The organism is Collinsella sp. BG-O-102 (assembly GCF_023656745.1).
In the GTDB taxonomy this organism is placed as follows: Bacteria; Actinomycetota; Coriobacteriia; order Coriobacteriales; family Coriobacteriaceae; genus Collinsella.
Map to the genome: position 1 here is coordinate 29,467 of NZ_JAMOKO010000005.1, position 15,835 is coordinate 45,301.

General features: G+C 60.3%; 13 protein-coding genes. 10 read left to right on the forward strand and 3 right to left on the reverse strand.

What is annotated here, in order from left to right; translation table 11 throughout:
- Positions 1–8 precede the first annotated feature (8 nt).
- Positions 9–1,484: a signal recognition particle protein gene (gene ffh / locus NBH09_RS03645; protein WP_250787083.1), complete on the forward strand. Its 1,476-nt coding sequence runs from the start codon at positions 9–11 to the stop codon at positions 1,482–1,484.
- A gap of 114 nt (positions 1,485–1,598) precedes the next feature.
- On the opposite strand, the gene NBH09_RS03650 is transcribed toward ffh, so the two are convergent.
- Positions 1,599–2,363 carry a DUF134 domain-containing protein gene (locus NBH09_RS03650; RefSeq protein WP_250787084.1) on the reverse strand — a complete coding sequence of 255 codons (765 nt, stop codon included), beginning with the start codon at positions 2,361–2,363 and terminating at the stop codon, positions 1,599–1,601.
- Between the two features lie 166 nt (positions 2,364–2,529).
- Between NBH09_RS03650 and thyA the strand changes: the two genes are divergently transcribed.
- The 4 genes from thyA to NBH09_RS03670 all read left to right on the forward strand — a co-directional run bounded on the left by thyA (position 2,530) and on the right by NBH09_RS03670 (position 6,405).
- Complete coding sequence (gene thyA / locus NBH09_RS03655; protein ID WP_138374835.1) at positions 2,530–3,378, forward strand: thymidylate synthase; 849 nt, start codon at positions 2,530–2,532, stop codon at positions 3,376–3,378.
- A gap of 9 nt (positions 3,379–3,387) precedes the next feature.
- Complete coding sequence (locus NBH09_RS03660) at positions 3,388–3,906, forward strand: dihydrofolate reductase (protein WP_250787085.1); 519 nt, start codon at positions 3,388–3,390, stop codon at positions 3,904–3,906.
- A gap of 109 nt (positions 3,907–4,015) precedes the next feature.
- The gene (locus tag NBH09_RS03665) at positions 4,016–4,930 is read left to right on the forward strand and encodes a TrmH family RNA methyltransferase (protein ID WP_152068073.1); all 915 of its coding nucleotides are present in this window, start codon (positions 4,016–4,018) and stop codon (positions 4,928–4,930) included.
- A gap of 125 nt (positions 4,931–5,055) precedes the next feature.
- Positions 5,056–6,405, forward strand: a complete 1,350-nt coding sequence (locus NBH09_RS03670) for an MATE family efflux transporter (protein WP_250787086.1) — start codon at positions 5,056–5,058, stop codon at positions 6,403–6,405.
- A gap of 22 nt (positions 6,406–6,427) precedes the next feature.
- Here NBH09_RS03670 and NBH09_RS03675 read toward each other — a convergent pair whose 3' ends face one another.
- A complete protein-coding gene (locus NBH09_RS03675; RefSeq protein ID WP_250787087.1) occupies positions 6,428–6,913 on the reverse strand; it encodes a cob(I)yrinic acid a,c-diamide adenosyltransferase in 486 nt (161 codons plus the stop codon).
- A 92-nt stretch (positions 6,914–7,005) separates the two neighbouring features.
- On the opposite strand from NBH09_RS03675, the gene ftsH reads away from it, so the two are divergent.
- Positions 7,006–8,898 carry an ATP-dependent zinc metalloprotease FtsH gene (gene ftsH / locus NBH09_RS03680; RefSeq protein WP_195245805.1) on the forward strand — a complete coding sequence of 631 codons (1,893 nt, stop codon included), beginning with the start codon at positions 7,006–7,008 and terminating at the stop codon, positions 8,896–8,898.
- A 75-nt stretch (positions 8,899–8,973) separates the two neighbouring features.
- Positions 8,974–9,426 (forward strand): 2-thiouracil desulfurase family protein, encoded by a 453-nt coding sequence (locus NBH09_RS03685; RefSeq protein WP_250787088.1) that lies wholly within the window; start codon positions 8,974–8,976, stop codon positions 9,424–9,426.
- A gap of 130 nt (positions 9,427–9,556) precedes the next feature.
- On the opposite strand, the gene NBH09_RS03690 is transcribed toward NBH09_RS03685, so the two are convergent.
- Positions 9,557–10,645: an iron-containing alcohol dehydrogenase family protein gene (locus NBH09_RS03690; protein WP_250787089.1), complete on the reverse strand. Its 1,089-nt coding sequence runs from the start codon at positions 10,643–10,645 to the stop codon at positions 9,557–9,559.
- Between the two features lie 510 nt (positions 10,646–11,155).
- Here NBH09_RS03690 and ileS point away from each other — a divergent pair.
- From ileS to NBH09_RS03705, 3 genes are all read left to right on the forward strand, one after another.
- Positions 11,156–13,936, forward strand: coding sequence for an isoleucine--tRNA ligase (ileS, locus tag NBH09_RS03695; RefSeq protein ID WP_284703094.1), 2,781 nt, complete (start codon positions 11,156–11,158; stop codon positions 13,934–13,936).
- A gap of 289 nt (positions 13,937–14,225) precedes the next feature.
- Positions 14,226–14,753 (forward strand): signal peptidase II, encoded by a 528-nt coding sequence (gene lspA, locus NBH09_RS03700; RefSeq protein WP_250787091.1) that lies wholly within the window; start codon positions 14,226–14,228, stop codon positions 14,751–14,753.
- On the forward strand, positions 14,753–15,766 hold the full coding sequence (locus NBH09_RS03705; RefSeq protein ID WP_250787092.1) for an RluA family pseudouridine synthase: 1,014 nt from the start codon (positions 14,753–14,755) through the stop codon (positions 15,764–15,766). The genes lspA and NBH09_RS03705 overlap by 1 nt, the downstream gene beginning before the upstream one ends.
- Positions 15,767–15,835 lie beyond the last annotated feature (69 nt).

The following is a 15,835-nucleotide window of genomic DNA, read 5'->3' on the forward strand; positions in this document are numbered from 1 at the left end:
AGTGACTAGTGTTTGATTCTCTGAGCGATCGCCTCAACGACACATTTGACCGCCTGCGTGGCAAGGGCAAGCTGACCGAGGCCGATATTACTTCTGCCATGCGCGACATTCGCATGGCGCTGCTCGAGGCCGACGTCAACTTCAAGGTCGTCAAGGAGTTCGTCGCCAAGACCAAGGAGCGCTGCATGACCGCCGAGGTCATGGAGTCGCTGTCGCCGGCGCAAAACGTCGTCAAGATCGTGCTCGACCAGCTCACCGAGATGCTCGGCTCCACCGAGAGCAAGCTCGTCTTTAGCAACCGCATTCCCAATGTCATCATGCTCGTGGGCCTTCAGGGCTCCGGTAAAACCACGGCAGCTGTAAAGCTGGCCTACCTGCTCAAGAAGCAGGGCCGCTCGCCGCTGCTCGCCGCGTGCGACGTCTACCGTCCCGCCGCCGCCGACCAGCTGGCCACGCTCGGTGGAGAGATCGGCGTACCGGTCTTCCGTGGTGACGGCGAGCACCCGGTTGATATCGCCAAGGGCGCCATCCAGGAGGCCGTCGACCACCTGCGCGACGTGGTCATCGTCGATACCGCCGGTCGTCTGCAGATCGACGAGCAGATGATGCAGGAGGCCGTGAACATCAAGAAGGCCGTCAAGCCCGATCAGGTGCTGATGGTCGTCGATGCCATGACCGGCCAGGATATCGTCAACGTCGTCTCGACCTTCGCCGAGCGCACCGATTTTGACGGCGTGATCATCTCCAAGCTCGACGGCGATGCTCGTGGCGGCGGTGCGCTTTCCGTGCGCCAGGTGACCGGCAAGCCCATCAAGTTCGTGAGCATGGGCGAGAAGCCCGATTCGCTTGAGCCGTTCTATCCCGACCGCATGGCCAAGCGAATCTTAGGCATGGGCGACGTCGTCGGCATCATCGAGAAGGCCCAGGAGGCCGCCGATGCCGAGCAGCTCGAGGCCGCCGAGCGCATGCTGCGCGAGGGCTTTACCATGAACGACATGCTCGACCAGATGAAGGCTGTCAAGAAGATGGGCGGCATGAAGGGCATCCTGGGTATGCTCCCCGGCGGCCAGCGCGCGCTCAACCAGATGGGCGGTAACCTGGACGAGGGCATCTTCGACAAGAACGAGGCCATCATCATGTCGATGACCAAGGAGGAGCGCCTGCGTCCCTCCATCATCAACGGTCAGCGTCGCGCCCGTATCGCCAAGGGCGCCGGCGTGACTCCCACCGAGGTCAACAGCCTTATGAAGCAGTGGGGCGAGATGAATAAGATGATGGGCCGCATGCGCACGATGGCCAATCAGGCGCAGGCCGGCGGCAAGAAGGGTAAGAAGGGCAAGAAGGGCAAAAAGATGCGCATGCCCAATATTCCCGGTCTGGATGCCATGGGCCTGGGCGGCATGGGCGGCCTGGGTACGGGCGGTCCCAAGTCCGATATGGAGCTACTGCGCCAGATGGAAGCGCAGATGCGCAATAAGAAGTAACGACTGCTTGAGTCGTGTATGGCGAAGGCCGCCTGGATGGTACTCCAGGCGGCCTTTGCCGTTCGTTCGCAGGTTGTTGCAAGCGTTGAAGCGTGCTGACGCGCAGTTTTGTCGTTAGTGGCAGCCACAGCCCTCGTGGCCCTCGTGCTCGTGATGACCGTGGCAGCTGCAGGACTCGCCATGCTCGTGGGTGTGCTCGTGGTCGTGGCCGTGGCAGCCGCACGTGGCCTCGCCGTTCTGTGCGAGCGTGCCGGCGATAAGGGCCTCGACGCAAGCGTCGCTGTTGCCCTGGGCACCTGCGTATACCGTGATGCCGGCTTGGGCAAGCGCGTTGATAGCGCCACCGCCGATGCCGCCGCAGATGAGCGCGTCCACGCCACCGTTGGCGAGCAGGCCCGCAAGGGCACCGTGGCCGGTGCCGCCGGTGCCCACGACCTGTTCGTTGAGCACCTTGCCGTCCTGAATGTCGTAGATCTTGAACTGCTCGCTGCGGCCAAAGTGCATAAAGATGTTGCCGTTGTCGTACGTGGTTGCCACCCTCATGGTGTCGACCTCCTTTGCTGGCCATGCGGCCGTCGTTGTGGTGATGGGGGAGTACATGATATTGCCGCCTTTGATGATGAGCGCTCGTCCGTTGACCAGCGCATTTGCTACCTTGCGATGCGCACGGCTGCAGATTGCCGCCACCGTGGCGCGCGCGATGCCCATCTGCTGTGCGACTGCCTCTTGGTTAAGGCCTTCCAGGTCGCACAGGCGCAGCACCTCGAGTTCGTCGATCGTCATGTCGATGGCGTCTCCGCTCGCCAGGCCATCGGGGGTAAAGCCGCGGTATTCGGGGATGATCCCGACGCGGCGCAGTTTCTCGCGTCTTCCTGCCATGCACCCTCCTTATCTGACATATGTCAACAATAGAATAACGAAACTGTAGATTTGCGCAAGGAATTTCTGGCATATGTCAGAATATGAGGGCTTATGTTTGGGCTGTGGGGCCGCGTGCGCCTGGGCTACAATGAATCTCGTTTATAGGCGACTGACAGGAGGGTCAATGAGCAAGGCTGATCAGCAGTTTGTAGCTATGTGCCGCGACATCTTGGACCATGGCACCACGACCGAGGGCCAAAAGGTCCGCCCGGTGTGGGAGGACGGCACCCCTGCCTATACCATTAAAAACTTTGGAGTTACGGCACGCTACGACCTGCGCGAGGAGTTCCCCGCGCTCACCCTGCGTCGCACGGCGCTTAAGTCTGCGATGGATGAGATCCTGTGGATCTATCAGAAGAAGTCCAATAACGTGCATGACCTCAACAGCCATATTTGGGATGAGTGGGCCGACGAGACCGGCTCTATCGGCAAAGCCTACGGCTACCAGATTGGGCAGAAGAGCCATTATGCCGAGGGTGACTTTGATCAGATGGACCGCGTGCTGTACGACCTCAAGCACACGCCGTACAGCCGCCGCATTATGACGAACACCTATGTGTTTAGCGACCTGTCCGAGATGCACCTGTATCCGTGCGCCTACAGCGTGACGTATAACGTGACGCAGCGCCCGCAGGACGACAAGCCGACGCTCAACATGATTCTCAACCAGCGTAGCCAGGATATTTTGGCCGCGAACAACTGGAATGTGTGCCAGTACGCCATTTTGCTGATGATGGTCGCGCAGTCGGTCGATATGATCGCTGGCGAGCTGCTGCACGTGATTGCCGATGCCCACATTTACGACCGTCATGTCGATATCATCCGCGAACTTATCGAGCGTCCGCAGTTTGCCGCGCCCAAGGTAACGCTCAACCCCGATGTGCATGACTTCTATGCGTTTACGACCGATGACCTGATCGTCGAGGGCTATGAGCACGGCCCGCAGGTCAAGAACATCCCCATCGCGGTGTAGGTGACGCGCATGACGTGTAAGCTTTCTGCCATTGTCGCCGTGTGCGATGACTGGGGTATTGGGTGCGAGGGCGACATGGTGGTGTCCAATCGCGCCGACATGCGCCATTTTGTGGCGTGCACCAAAGGTTGCCCGGTCATTATGGGGCGCAAGACGCTGCTGAGTTTTCCCGGTGGGCGTCCGCTCAGGAATCGCCGCAACATTGTGCTCACGCGCGACGAGGGCTTTGCCCCCGAGGGCGTTGACGTGGTGCATGGCATTGACGAAGCGCTCGCCGCGGTTGCCGATGAACCCGTTGCGTGGGTGATCGGTGGCGGCGATGTCTATCGGCAGTTTTTGCCGTATTGCGCGGAGGCCGAGGTTACGCATGACCACTGCGTGCATGACGTGGATACGTACTTTCCCGATCTGGATGCCGATCCCGCGTGGGAGATTGCGCGGCGTGGCGGTGTTGCCACGATTGCCGCGGGCGAGGGTGACGAGGGTCTCGATTATGAGTTCGTGACGTATCGTCGCGTTGAGGCGTAAACCCGATTATCCCTTCGGTATTATCGGGTTGGAATGAGTGGCGGGGCAGCGCATGGCGTTGCCCCGATATTTGTATAGGTGCTGCAAAGAAAGGTGCGGGCAGGCTGCTATGACTGATGCCGTTGAGGTGCTGCGAATCGATTCGCTCGAGGACGAGCGGCTTGATGCCTACGTGCGACTGACCGAGCGTGAGCTGCGCTGCGTGCTGGAGCCGCAAAAGGGCATCTTTATCGCCGAGAGTGCCAAGGTTATCGAGCGCGCAGTGCGTGCCGGATACGAGCCGGTGAGCTTTCTTTTGGGCGAACGCTGGCTCGACCAGATGATGCCGCTGTTTGAGCGCCTGGCGGTACGCGAAGGTGCGGGCCCGGTTCCCGTGTTCGTGGCCTCGATGGAGCTTATGGAGCAGCTGACGGGCTTTAACGTGACGCGCGGTGCGCTCGCGGCGTTCCGTCGCCCGCGTCAGATTCCGGTAGCCGAGTTCTTGGGTGGCGTCGTCGAGGCGGCGGGGGAGCGCCCGGTGCGCGTGTGCGTGCTCGAGGGCATTGTCGACCACACCAACGTCGGCGCGATTTTCCGCTCGGCGGCTGCGCTCAATGTCGACGGTATTTTGGTCAGTCCGACGTGCTGCGATCCGCTGTACCGTCGCTCGGCCCGCGTGAGCATGGGCACGGTGTTCCAGGTGCCCTGGACACGCATTGGCAGCGAGGCGCGCGTATGGCCGCATGATGGGCTGGCGGCGCTGCACGATGCCGGCTTTTCGTGTGCCGCGATGGCGTTGACGGATGATTCGGTGTCGTTGGACGATCCCGCGCTGCAGGAGATTGACCGCCTGGCAATCTTTATGGGCACCGAGGGTGCTGGCTTAGGCGCCAAGACCATTGCTGGCTGCGACCGAGCCGTGCGCATTCCGATGGCGCACGGGGTCGATTCGCTTAACGTGGCCGCGGCAAGTGCTGTCGCCTTTTGGCAGCTGTGCCCGCATGTGAGCAACGAGTACCACTACCAGCCGGGGCTGTATCACTAAACAGATATTTCGCACCGGGCTGTGGTTCGGGGCGTTTCGGCCGACGCTGGTCGGTGCTAAGCTGGTGTCGGCTTTGGTCTTAAATTGCCGTTTTGTTGTATGACGTACGCTAGTGGGGAGGGCGTGTGGCTAAGAAATCTACGGCTATCGATGTAACGCAGGGTGTCATTTGGCAGCAGCTGCTGTCGCTGTGCGTTCCCATCTTCTTTAGTTCGTTCTTTCAGCAGGCATACACGCTTATCGGTACCTATATCGTCGGTCAGTTTGGCGGCAAGCTCGCGCTGGGTGGCATTCAGGCCACGATGGTGCTCACCGAGCTCTGCATTGGCTTTTGCGTTGGCGTCGGTGCCGGCTGCGCGGTCATTACGGGCCAGTTTTTTGGCCAGCACGATGACGAGCGCCTGAGCCAATCGGTCCATACGGCCATGACGCTCGCGCTGGTGGGCGGAATCGTTTTCTCGATTCTTGGCATAGTGTTCGTTGAGCCCATGCTGGTGCTTATGAATACGCCGCATGAACTATTGGCCGAGGGCGTGGCCTATGCCCGTTGCTATTTTGCCGCCATGGTTGCGGCGCTGCTGCTCAATATGGGAACGGCATTGCTGCGCGCCGTGGGCGACACGCGCGGGCCCGCTGTGATCATCGCTTCCGGCTGCCTTGTTAATGCGGTGCTGGATGTCATCTTCGTTGCCGTACTTCATATGGAGGCTCTGGGCTGCGGCATCGCGGTGGCGCTGACCATTTGCTCCAATGCCACGATGATCGTGATTCGTATGATGCACGCACCGGGTGCGTGGCGGCTTTCACTGTCCAAACTCGGCATTGATCCTGGTATTTGTAAGAGCATGATTTCGTGTGGTCTGCCGCTTGGCTTTCAGTCTGCTGCGTATTCGATTTCCAACGTTTTGATTCAGGTGTCGGTCAACTCGTTTGGTGCCGATGTCACCACGGCTTGGGGTCTTTCGGGCCGCCTGGATGGCATTGTCTGGATGGTTACCGAGGCGCTTGGCGTGTCGATTACCACGTTCTCGGCACAGAACTTTGGCGCGCGCAACTACGAGCGCATGCGAAAGGGCTACCACACGTCGCTCGTGCTGTCGTTTATGCTCATTGGTGGCCTGTCTGCCGTGCTGCTGGTGTTCTCGGGTCCGTTGTCGCGCCTGTTTGTCGACGATGCTTCGATTTCGGCGTACACCACGACCATCCTCCATTTCATTGCGCCGTTCTATGCGATTTTCTCGATTATCGAGAACGCCTCGGGTTCCATCCGCGGCGCCGGCGTGAGCTTGCAGCCCATGCTGCTCACGATTTTTGGCACCGTCGTGCTCAGGGTGATCTGGGTGTTTGCGATTATGCCGTTCGATCCGTCGCTTGAGCACCTGCTGCTGGTCTACCCCGTAACCTGGCTCATCACCGCCATAATGTTCACCATCTACCACCACAGCGGCAACTGGCTCGGCCGCGCCACTGCCTAGCCATTGGGGACGTCCGCAATGGCTAGTATTCGATGCCTTGGCGGGCTAGGAGGCCTTCGTCGAAGTAGTGTTTGACGGGGCGCATTTCGGTTACTAGGTCGGCAAGGTCGGCGAGGGGCAGCAAGCCACGGCCGGTGAGCACGAGCTCCGTGGTGGCGGGCTTCATTGCGATTAACGCTTCGACATCTTCGCGCGTCACAAAGCCCCGTCGCATGGCTTCTCCCAGCTCATCCAAGATCAGCACGTCGACCTGGCTAATCTGCTCGCGCGCCAGCTCCATGATCTGTGCGGCACAGGCTTCGGGCGTGTCGCGGTCGGCTTGTACGATGCGTAGCCCCAATCGAGGTGCTGCGTCATGTTCGGCACAGTGCAGCTTCTTGGCAAACTGAAGCATGAGCACGTTAAGTCCATAGCCCGTGGCGCGCAGCGCGAGGCCCAGCGCAGCCGTCGTCTTGCCCTTGCCGTCGCCCGTATAGATTTGAACCTTGCCGACTTCCAGTGATGCCATCTCTGTTCTTTCGTGCCCGGCGTCGGTTTATCGCCGTCCGGGTTGGGTATTCTAGAAAACATTATCAACCCCAGTAGATGGAGTTCAAGCAGATGGAGATGGATGACCACAAACGTAGACGGAATATGATCCTCTACGTGCTCATCGCCTTCGTCGTCTACCTCGTGCTCTCGACCGTACTGTTCCCCAACATCGGTCACACGCAGCAGATTACGAAGACCGATTACTCGACGTTTGTCAAAGCGCTCGATAAGAAGAGTGTCGACAAGGTCGAGTACAACACGGACGATTACACGATTTATTACACCAAGAAGGGCGAGGACGAGAACATCGCCTACAAGACGACCGGTGTGCCGAATGACGCGGGCTTTACCGATCGCGTGCTTGAATCTGGCGCCTCGCTTGAGTCGGTCGTTCCCGATAAGAACTCGGGTCTGATGACCTACTACCTGCTCACCCTCATTCTTCCCATAGCCATCTTCTTCCTGATCGGCTGGTGGCTCAACCGCCGCATGAAGAAGGCCATGGGCGATGACGGTCCGTCGATGAACTTTGGCGGCGGTGGTTTTGGCGGCGGCGGACTGGGTAAGTCCGGCGCGCGCGTGATCGCCTCCAAGGACGTGGGCGTGACCTTTAAGGATGTCGCCGGCCAGGAAGAGGCCAAGGAGTCCCTCAAGGAGGTCGTCGACTTTCTGGAGAAGCCGCAGCGCTACGAGGAAATCGGCGCCAAGCTGCCGCGCGGTGCTCTTCTTGTCGGCCCTCCGGGTACCGGTAAGACCCTGCTTGCCAAGGCCGTTGCCGGCGAGGCGGGCGTGCCGTTCTTTAGTATTTCGGGTTCTGAGTTTGTTGAGATGTTCGTCGGCCGCGGCGCCGCCAAGGTGCGCGATCTGTTTAAGCAGGCCAAGGAAAAGGCCCCGTGTATCGTGTTCATCGACGAGATCGATACCATCGGCAAGAAGCGCGATGGCGGTGGCTTTAGCGGCAACGATGAGCGTGAGCAGACGCTCAACCAGTTGCTGACCGAGATGGACGGCTTCGATAACCACAAGGGTATTGTCGTTCTCGCTGCTACCAACCGTCCCGACAGCCTTGATCCGGCCCTGTTGCGCCCCGGTCGTTTTGACCGCCGCATCCCCGTCGAGTTGCCCGATCTGACCGGCCGTAAGAACATCCTCGAGCTCCACGCCAAGAGTGTGAAGACCGAGCCGCCGATCGATCTGACCGCGATTGCCCGCGCCACGCCCGGTGCCTCGGGCGCCGACCTGGCCAATATCATCAACGAGGGCGCCCTGCGTGCTGTCCGCGAGGGCCGCAAGCGCGCCACGCAGGACGATTTTGAGGAGTCGGTGGAGGTCGTCATCGCGGGTCAGCAGCGTAAGTCCACGGTGCTGTCCGACCACGAGAAGCAGGTCGTTTCCTACCACGAGATCGGCCATGCCATCGTCGCTGCCCGCCAAAAGGGTTCCGCGCCGGTTACCAAGATCACCATCGTGCCGCGCACGAGCGGTGCTCTTGGCTATACCATGCAGGTCGAGGAGGACGAGCGCTTCCTGACGACACGCCAGGAGGTCTTGGACAAGCTTGCCGTCTACTGCGGTGGTCGCGCGGCCGAGGAACTCATCTTTGGCGAGATGACGACCGGTGCCGCCAACGATATCGAACAGGCCACCAAGCTCGCCCGCAACATGGTGACGCGCTTTGGTATGTCCGACGAGTTTGGCATGATGGCGCTCGGTACCGTGCAGAATGCGTACCTCAACCAGGACACGTCGCTCACCTGCGCTCCCGGTACGGCCGAGCGCGTGGACGCGATTGTCGCCAAGCTGATCGAGGATGCGCACGACCGCGCTTTGCAGATCCTGAAGGAGAACAAGTTCAAGCTCCACGAGCTGGCTCGTTACCTGTACAAGAAGGAGACGATCACGGGCGAGGAGTTTATGAATCTCCTCACGCGCGAGAATCCGCTGATGCCAAAGCAGCAGTAAGGCTGGTTGCACATTGTTGAACGCCCCATTTGAGTCTCTATCTCAAATGGGGCGTTTTACGTGGGAGGGATATGTATGAAGATCGTGGTGAGCGCCTGCTTGATGGGCGAGAGCTGCAAGTATAACGGGCTCGACAATTGCCTTCGCGAACTGGTCGAGGCCTGCGAGCGTACGGGGACCGAGGTCCTCTTGGTGTGTCCTGAGGTCTTTGGGGGTCTTCCCACGCCGCGCAAGCCGTCCGAGATTGTGAACGGCGAGGTTCGTACCTGCGAGGGCGCCTCGGTCGATCGTGAGTTTCGCCTGGGTGCCCAACGTGCGCTCGATATGTGTGAGCAGGCGGGCGGACCGGAAGAGATAGTCGCGTGCATCCTTCAGGACCGCAGCCCCTCGTGCGGTGCGGGTCACATCTACGACGGCACCTTTAGCGGTACGCTCACCGCGGGTAACGGTGTTTTCGTCGACCTGCTGCTGCGTCACGGGTACCGCGTGATTCCGGCCAGCGAATTTGACCCCAGTATGTTGGAATAGCAAATGAAAGGGGGAGGCCATCGAGTAGATGGTCGCCCCCTTTACTGGCAAGCTAAACTATTTCAACAGATGTTCAATGGCGTTTGCCCAGATAAAACCTGCCAAAATAAACCTGTCCCTTTTTGGTAGGTTAGGCGAGGAGGGTGTGGCCGTAGGCGTCGGCGGCCTTGATGGCGGCGGCGAATTTTTCGTCGGTGAAGGGCTCGGGGTTTCCCTGCTTCCACTCGTTGGTGGCGTGGGCAAACTCACACAGCGCCGGAATGTCGGCCTCGGTAAGGCCGACCTGCTCAAGCGTCACGGGCAGCCCCATCTGCTTGTTAAAGGTGGCGTAGCGCTCAAGGTTCTCGGTGTCGCCCGTGTAGGCGAACAACACGAGCACGCCCAGGCTCACGACCTCGCCGTGCAGGTAGGTGCCCTCACGCGGAATGCTGCAGGTGGCATTGTAGAACGCGTGCGCCACGCTCGAGTTGTAGTAGTAATCGTTCTGGTTGGTCAGGTTCGAGACATAGCCCGTGTTGACCACGATATCGAGCGCGATCTGCTTGACGGCCTCGCTCGACAGGTCCTGGCGCACGTCCTCAAGACCCTGGACGCCATAGGTAAACAGCGGCTCGGAGCAGGTGTGGGCGAGTGCCAGGCCAAGACCGGCGGTGTGCTCCAAATCACCGGCGCTCGTGGCGTACTCGACCTCGGGCTGCTTAGAGAGGGCATCGCCTACGCCGGCCCAGAAGTACTCTGCCGGTGCCTCGGCGATGATCTTGGGGTTGATGAAGATGTGCGCCGGTCGGTTGGGGTACGAATAGCCCTCGAGCGAGCCGTCGTCGTTGTACACGACGGCAATGGCGGTCGCAGCGGAGCAGTTGGAGCAAATCGTCGGCACCGTAAAGACGATCTTCTTGAGCTCGATGGCTGCGGTCTTCACGGTGTCGAGCGCCTTGCCGCCGCCGCATGCGATAAGCACGTCAGCTTCCTGGCAGGCAGGGGTATTCACGACCTTGGCGATATTGGCACGCGTACTGTTGGTGCCGTAGACGCGCGTCTCGAGAATTTCGACGTCGGTACCCGCCAGCGCAGCTTCGATACCGGGAAGTGCTGCGGCCAGTGCCCGCTTGCCACCGATGATCGCGACCTTCTTCGCGCCGTACTCGGCCAGCGCGCCGGGCAGCTCGTCAAAGCAATCCTCGCCAACGGTGTAGTCGCTCATTCCAATCGTGCGCATAGCAACCTTCTTTCGTTCGATAAAGTGCTTTCAGGTATTTTGCTCCAAGAGAAGGTCCACAGCCGCGAGAAATTTCGAACGTATAAAACCAGTGTTGAGGGTTTTTCGCCGGCGCGGAACGTGCTAGCATACTCCGCATAAGCGTTGATGGGGACGAGTAGTCGGCCGTCCGCATGCTACAGAGAGCGGGAAGCGCTGAGAACCCGTGCATGCGACCGATGAAAATCACCCCGGAGCTGCGGTCCCAACGGACGTGCCGCGCAGGTTCGTCTTAGTAGACATCGCCGAGATGGTCGTCGATACAGACCAGCCGAGTAACGGATGCGAGCGCGCGGCGACGCGAGCGAGGGCATCTAAGCTGGGTGGTTAAGCGAAGAGCTTTTACGGGCAGACTGCCCGTTTTGTGGCGCTTCGTCCCAGCTTGTAGGGACGGGCGCTTTTTTGGTGCCCAGAGGGCGTGCGCGCCCATGACAAGAAAGGGGTACCGTGGCAAACGAGTACAAGCAGACGATGAATCTGCCCAAAACCGGATTTCCCATGCGTGCCGGTCTTTCCAAGTCCGAGCCCAAGCGACTTAAGGACTGGCAGGACAACAAGGTCTACGAGCAAGTTCTAAAGAAGAACGCGGGTCACAAGAAGTTCGTGCTGCACGACGGCCCTCCGTACGCCAACGGCCCGATCCACATCGGCCACGCCATGAACAAGATCTCTAAGGACATGATCAACCGTTACTGGATGATGCAGGGCTGCGAAGTTCCCTATGTCCCCGGTTGGGACTGCCACGGTCAGCCGATTGAGCATAAGGTCGAGGAGAAGCTCGGCACCGAGAAGTTCAACCAGACTTCCACTGCCAAGATTCGCGAGCTGTGCAACAAGTTCGCTGTCGAGAACATCGAGCTGCAGAAGGCCGGCTTCCGTCGCCTGGGCGTGCTCGGCGATTGGGACAACCCGTATCTGACGCTCTATCACCAGCATGACGCCGCCGACATCGAGGTCTTCAAGGCCATGTTCGACAAGGGCATGATCTATCGCGGTCACAAGCCCGTCCACTGGTGCAAGCACTGCCACACCGCGCTCGCCGAGGCCGAGATTGAGTACTCCGACGAGACGAGCCCCTCCATCTTCGTGCGCTTCGAGATGACCTCCAAGCCCGCCGGTCTCGAGAACTTCGACGGCCCGGTCGACTTCATCATCTGGACGACCACGCCGTGGACCATCCCCTCCGACCAGGCAGTTTCCCTCAAGCCCGGTGCCGCCTACGTCGCCGTTGAGCACGACGGCCGCGCCGAGGTCATGCTCGAGGACCTGGCTCCCAAGTGCTGCGAGGAGTTTGGCTGGGAGTACACCCCGGTTATGGTCGACGGCAAGCCCTATGTGGTTCCCGCCGAGACCTTCCACCACATTCACTACAAGCAGCCGATCTTTGACGGTGTCGAGGGCGTGGCACTGCTGGCCGATTACGTCGGTGTCGATGACGGTACCGGTATCGTCCACAACTCGCCCGGCCACGGCGTCGACGACTACTTTGCCTGCCTCAAGGAGGGCATCACCGACATCTGCATGCCGGTCGATGACGACGGCAATTTCTATACCGGCGAGGAGTTTGGCACCGGTGGCCCCTTCAGCGGTATGGATACCGACGAGGCCAACCCGCACATCATCGAGTTCCTGCGCGAGCGCGGCACCCTGGTCCTCGAGAAGAAGATCACGCACAGCTATCCGCACTGCTGGCGCTGCAAGCACCCGGTGCTCTTCCGTGCTACTGACCAGTGGTTTGTCTCGATGGACAAGACCGGTTTGCGCGAGCAGGCTGGCAAAGAGGTCCGCGAGAACGTCAAGTGGTATCCGGCCCACGCGGCCAACCGCATCGGTGCCATGGTCGAGCAGCGTCCCGACTGGTGCATCAGCCGTCAGCGCAACTGGGGCGTGCCTATCCCCAGCTACACCTGCGCCGACTGCGGCGAGAAGGTCATGAATGATGCCACGCTCGACGCCGTCATCAAGCTCTTCCACGAGAAGGGCTCCGACGCCTGGTTCACCGACGCTCCCGAGAGCTACCTGGGTGAGGCCTGCGTCTGCCCCAAGTGCGGCGGCCATCACCTCAAGGCCGATAAGGACATCCTCGACGTGTGGTGGGATTCCGGCGTCTCCTGGAAGGCCGTCTGCGAGTATCGCCCCGAGCTTGAGTACCCGGCTGACGTGTATCTCGAAGGCTCCGACCAGCACCGCGGTTGGTTCCAGAGCTCGCTGCTCACCTCTGTGGGCGCCAACGGCCATGCTCCGTACAAGGCAGTCGTCTCGCAGGGCTTCACGCTCGACGGTCAGGGCCGCAAGATGTCCAAGTCGCTCGGCAACGTCATCGACCCCAACAAGGTCTGCGACGAGATGGGCGCCGACATCATCCGCCTGTGGGTCGCCTCGGTCGACACCAGCTCCGACGTTTCCATCGACCACGAGATTCTCGCTCGTACGTCCGATGCCTACCGCCGTTTCCGCAACACGCTGCGCTTCCTGCTCTCCGAGCTCGAGGGTCAGTTTGAGCCCGAGACTGACGGTGTCGCCTTTGCCGACCTGCTGCCGCTCGACAAGCTCATGGTTGCCCGCCTGACCCAGGTCCAGGCCGAGGTCGACGACGCTTACTCCTGCTACGAGTTTCCGCGCGCCTACCGTGCGCTTTACGACTTTGTGGTTACCGAGCTCTCCAACGTGTACCTCGACGCCCTGAAGGATCGTCTGTACTGCGAGAAGCCCGGCTCGCTCGAGCGCCGCAGCGCTCAGACCGTGCTCGCCGAGCTCTTCTCGATGCTCATGCGCGATCTGCAGCCGATCTTGTCCTACACCGTCGACGAGGCCATGGCCTATGCGCCCGCCGGCTGCGTCGATCACCAGAAGTACGCCGCGCTGCTCGATTGGTACAAGTCGCCTATCACGGTCGACGAGGCCAATGAGTTTGAGGGCGTGCTCGAGGCTTCGCTCGAGCTCCGTAGCGCCGTGACCAAGGCCCTTGAGGATGCCCGTTCTGCCGGCACCTTCACCAAGAGCCAGCAGGTTCGCGTCAAGGCGGTCGTTCCCGCCGAGATGTATGCGCTGTTGACCGGCGACAAAGCCGTCGACCTGGCCGAGTTCTACATCGTCTCCGATGTTGAGCTGACCCAGGGCGAGGAGCTTTCCGTTGCTATTGAGGCTGCCGAGGGCGAGTGCTGCGACCGTTGCTGGAACTATCGCACCACTGTCGGCGAGTACAACGGCCACGCGCATATCTGCAAGCGCTGCGCGGAGGCGCTGAACTAGCCGTTGGGGACGTTCTTAAACGACTGTCAAACAAGAACGTCCCCAACGTCAACTTTTGTCACGTCCAAGCGGCATTCTGTTTTTCGGAATGCCGCTTTCGTTTTTAGCTGGTTATTTCGCTAGCGTTGGTGAATATGCTGCGCGTTTGGCGTTTGTCACTATAAGATGATTACTTGCATTAAACGGAATTCGATGTTCTTGAGGGTAGGGGATTGATTTGGGTCGTACTGGGGATATGACGCCGCCTTTGCGCTGGCGGTTAGGTGTTGCTGGTGGGGTGGTGCTGGTTGTGCTGCTTTTTGATCAGCTGACCAAGCTTGCGGTTCGTGCCGTGGGCGACGCTTTGCATGTGACTGTTATCCCCGGTGTGATCGACTTCCTGTTTGTCCGCAATATCGGTGCTGCCTTTAGCATGGGCGAGGGGCATGGCGTTGCGTTTGCTTTGCTGGCGCTTGCGGTCATTGTCGCCATTGCCGTGTACTTGCTTCGCGCGCCCCAGCTTGCTCGCTTGGAGGTTGTGGGCATGGCGATGGTTGCGGGCGGTGCTATCGGCAACGCTATCGATCGTTTGGCCTTTGGCTTCGTGACCGATTTTATTGCCACCACCTTCGTCGACTTCCCCGTCTTTAATGTGGCCGATATCGGCATTACCTTGGGCGTCGTGCTCGCCCTCTTCGGTTACATGTTCTTGAGCCCCGCTGCCCGTGAGGTCGATGCGACCGCCGAGCTTAACGCCCGTGACGAGGCCCGCGCTAAGCGCAAGGCCCAGCAGCGTGGGGAGCGTGCCCGCAAGATTCGCGAAAGGAATGAGCGCTAATGGCCGACATCCATATCCTTGTTGCCGACGATGCCGCTGGTCAGCGTCTTGACGCCTATCTGGGCTCCAATGACGGCTGCCCTACGCGCTCTTCCTGCGCGCATCTGATTGAGGGAGGCGCCGTTGCCGTCAACGGTGAGACTTGTCTCTCTAAAAAGTACGCCGTACGCGCCGGCGATCGCATCTCGGTCGACTTGCCCGAGCCGCACGACCCGACCGACGTGATTCCCGAGGCCATTCCCCTCGATATCCGCTACGAGGACGACTACCTTATCGTGCTCTCCAAGCAGCGGGGCCTGGTGTGCCATCCCGCCCATGGCCACGAGAGCGGCACCCTTGCGAACGCTCTGGTCTACCACTGCGGCATCGATCATCTTGGTACTGTGCAGGGTGAGGACCGCCCCGGCATCGTGCATCGCCTGGATCGCGATACCTCGGGCCTTATGCTCGCGGCAAAAGATGACGACACCCAGCGCGCGCTTCAGAATCTCATCCGCACGCGCACGCTCGACCGCCGCTATATCACGCTTGTCCACGGGCACATCGCCATGGACGAGGGCACCATCAATACCGGTATCGCCCGTTCTACGCGCGACCGCGTCAAGATGGCGGTTTCGGATGACCCCTTTGCCCGTCAGGCCATTACGACCTTTAAGGTCCTCGAGCGCTTTGATTCCACGCGTTTTGACGACGGCTATACGCTCGTTGAGTGCCACCTGTTTACGGGCCGCACACATCAGATTCGCGTGCATATGCGCCATATCAACCACGCCTGCGTGGGCGATCCGCTCTACGGCAAGTGCGATGCGCGTGCCGATCAGGGCCTGACCAGGCAGTTCCTGCATTCTTGGCGCGTTGCGTTCGATCATCCCGTAACGGGGAAGCGCATTGAGTGCCGTGATGAGCTGCCGTGGGATTTTGCCGCGGTTCTGGACGATCTGGCCCCGCGTTCGCTTGGTCGCACTGCCGCCGGCGACGACATCGTTCCGCAGCTCGGTCTTCTCGAAGCCTAGCCAGTATTAGGTGGTTTCTTGAACTCGGTAAGCCTGCGGTAAGATATACGATTGTTTACGTTACACGTT

Bases quoted from the DNA above. Each gene is read 5' to 3' on its own strand.
- NBH09_RS03650 (WP_250787084.1), bottom strand. From the start codon at position 2,363: ATGGCAGGAAGACGCGAGAAACTGCGCCGCGTCGGGATCATCCCCGAA.
- NBH09_RS03685 (WP_250787088.1), top strand. From the start codon at position 8,974: ATGAAGATCGTGGTGAGCGCCTGCTTGATGGGCGAGAGCTGCAAGTAT.
- thyA (WP_138374835.1), top strand. From the start codon at position 2,530: ATGAGCAAGGCTGATCAGCAGTTTGTAGCTATGTGCCGCGACATCTTG.
- ftsH (WP_195245805.1), top strand. From the start codon at position 7,006: ATGGAGATGGATGACCACAAACGTAGACGGAATATGATCCTCTACGTG.
- NBH09_RS03665 (WP_152068073.1), top strand. From the start codon at position 4,016: ATGACTGATGCCGTTGAGGTGCTGCGAATCGATTCGCTCGAGGACGAG.
- NBH09_RS03705 (WP_250787092.1), top strand. From the start codon at position 14,753: ATGGCCGACATCCATATCCTTGTTGCCGACGATGCCGCTGGTCAGCGT.
- NBH09_RS03690 (WP_250787089.1), bottom strand. From the start codon at position 10,645: ATGCGCACGATTGGAATGAGCGACTACACCGTTGGCGAGGATTGCTTT.
- NBH09_RS03660 (WP_250787085.1), top strand. From the start codon at position 3,388: ATGACGTGTAAGCTTTCTGCCATTGTCGCCGTGTGCGATGACTGGGGT.
- NBH09_RS03675 (WP_250787087.1), bottom strand. From the start codon at position 6,913: ATGGCATCACTGGAAGTCGGCAAGGTTCAAATCTATACGGGCGACGGC.
- ileS (WP_284703094.1), top strand. From the start codon at position 11,156: ATGAATCTGCCCAAAACCGGATTTCCCATGCGTGCCGGTCTTTCCAAG.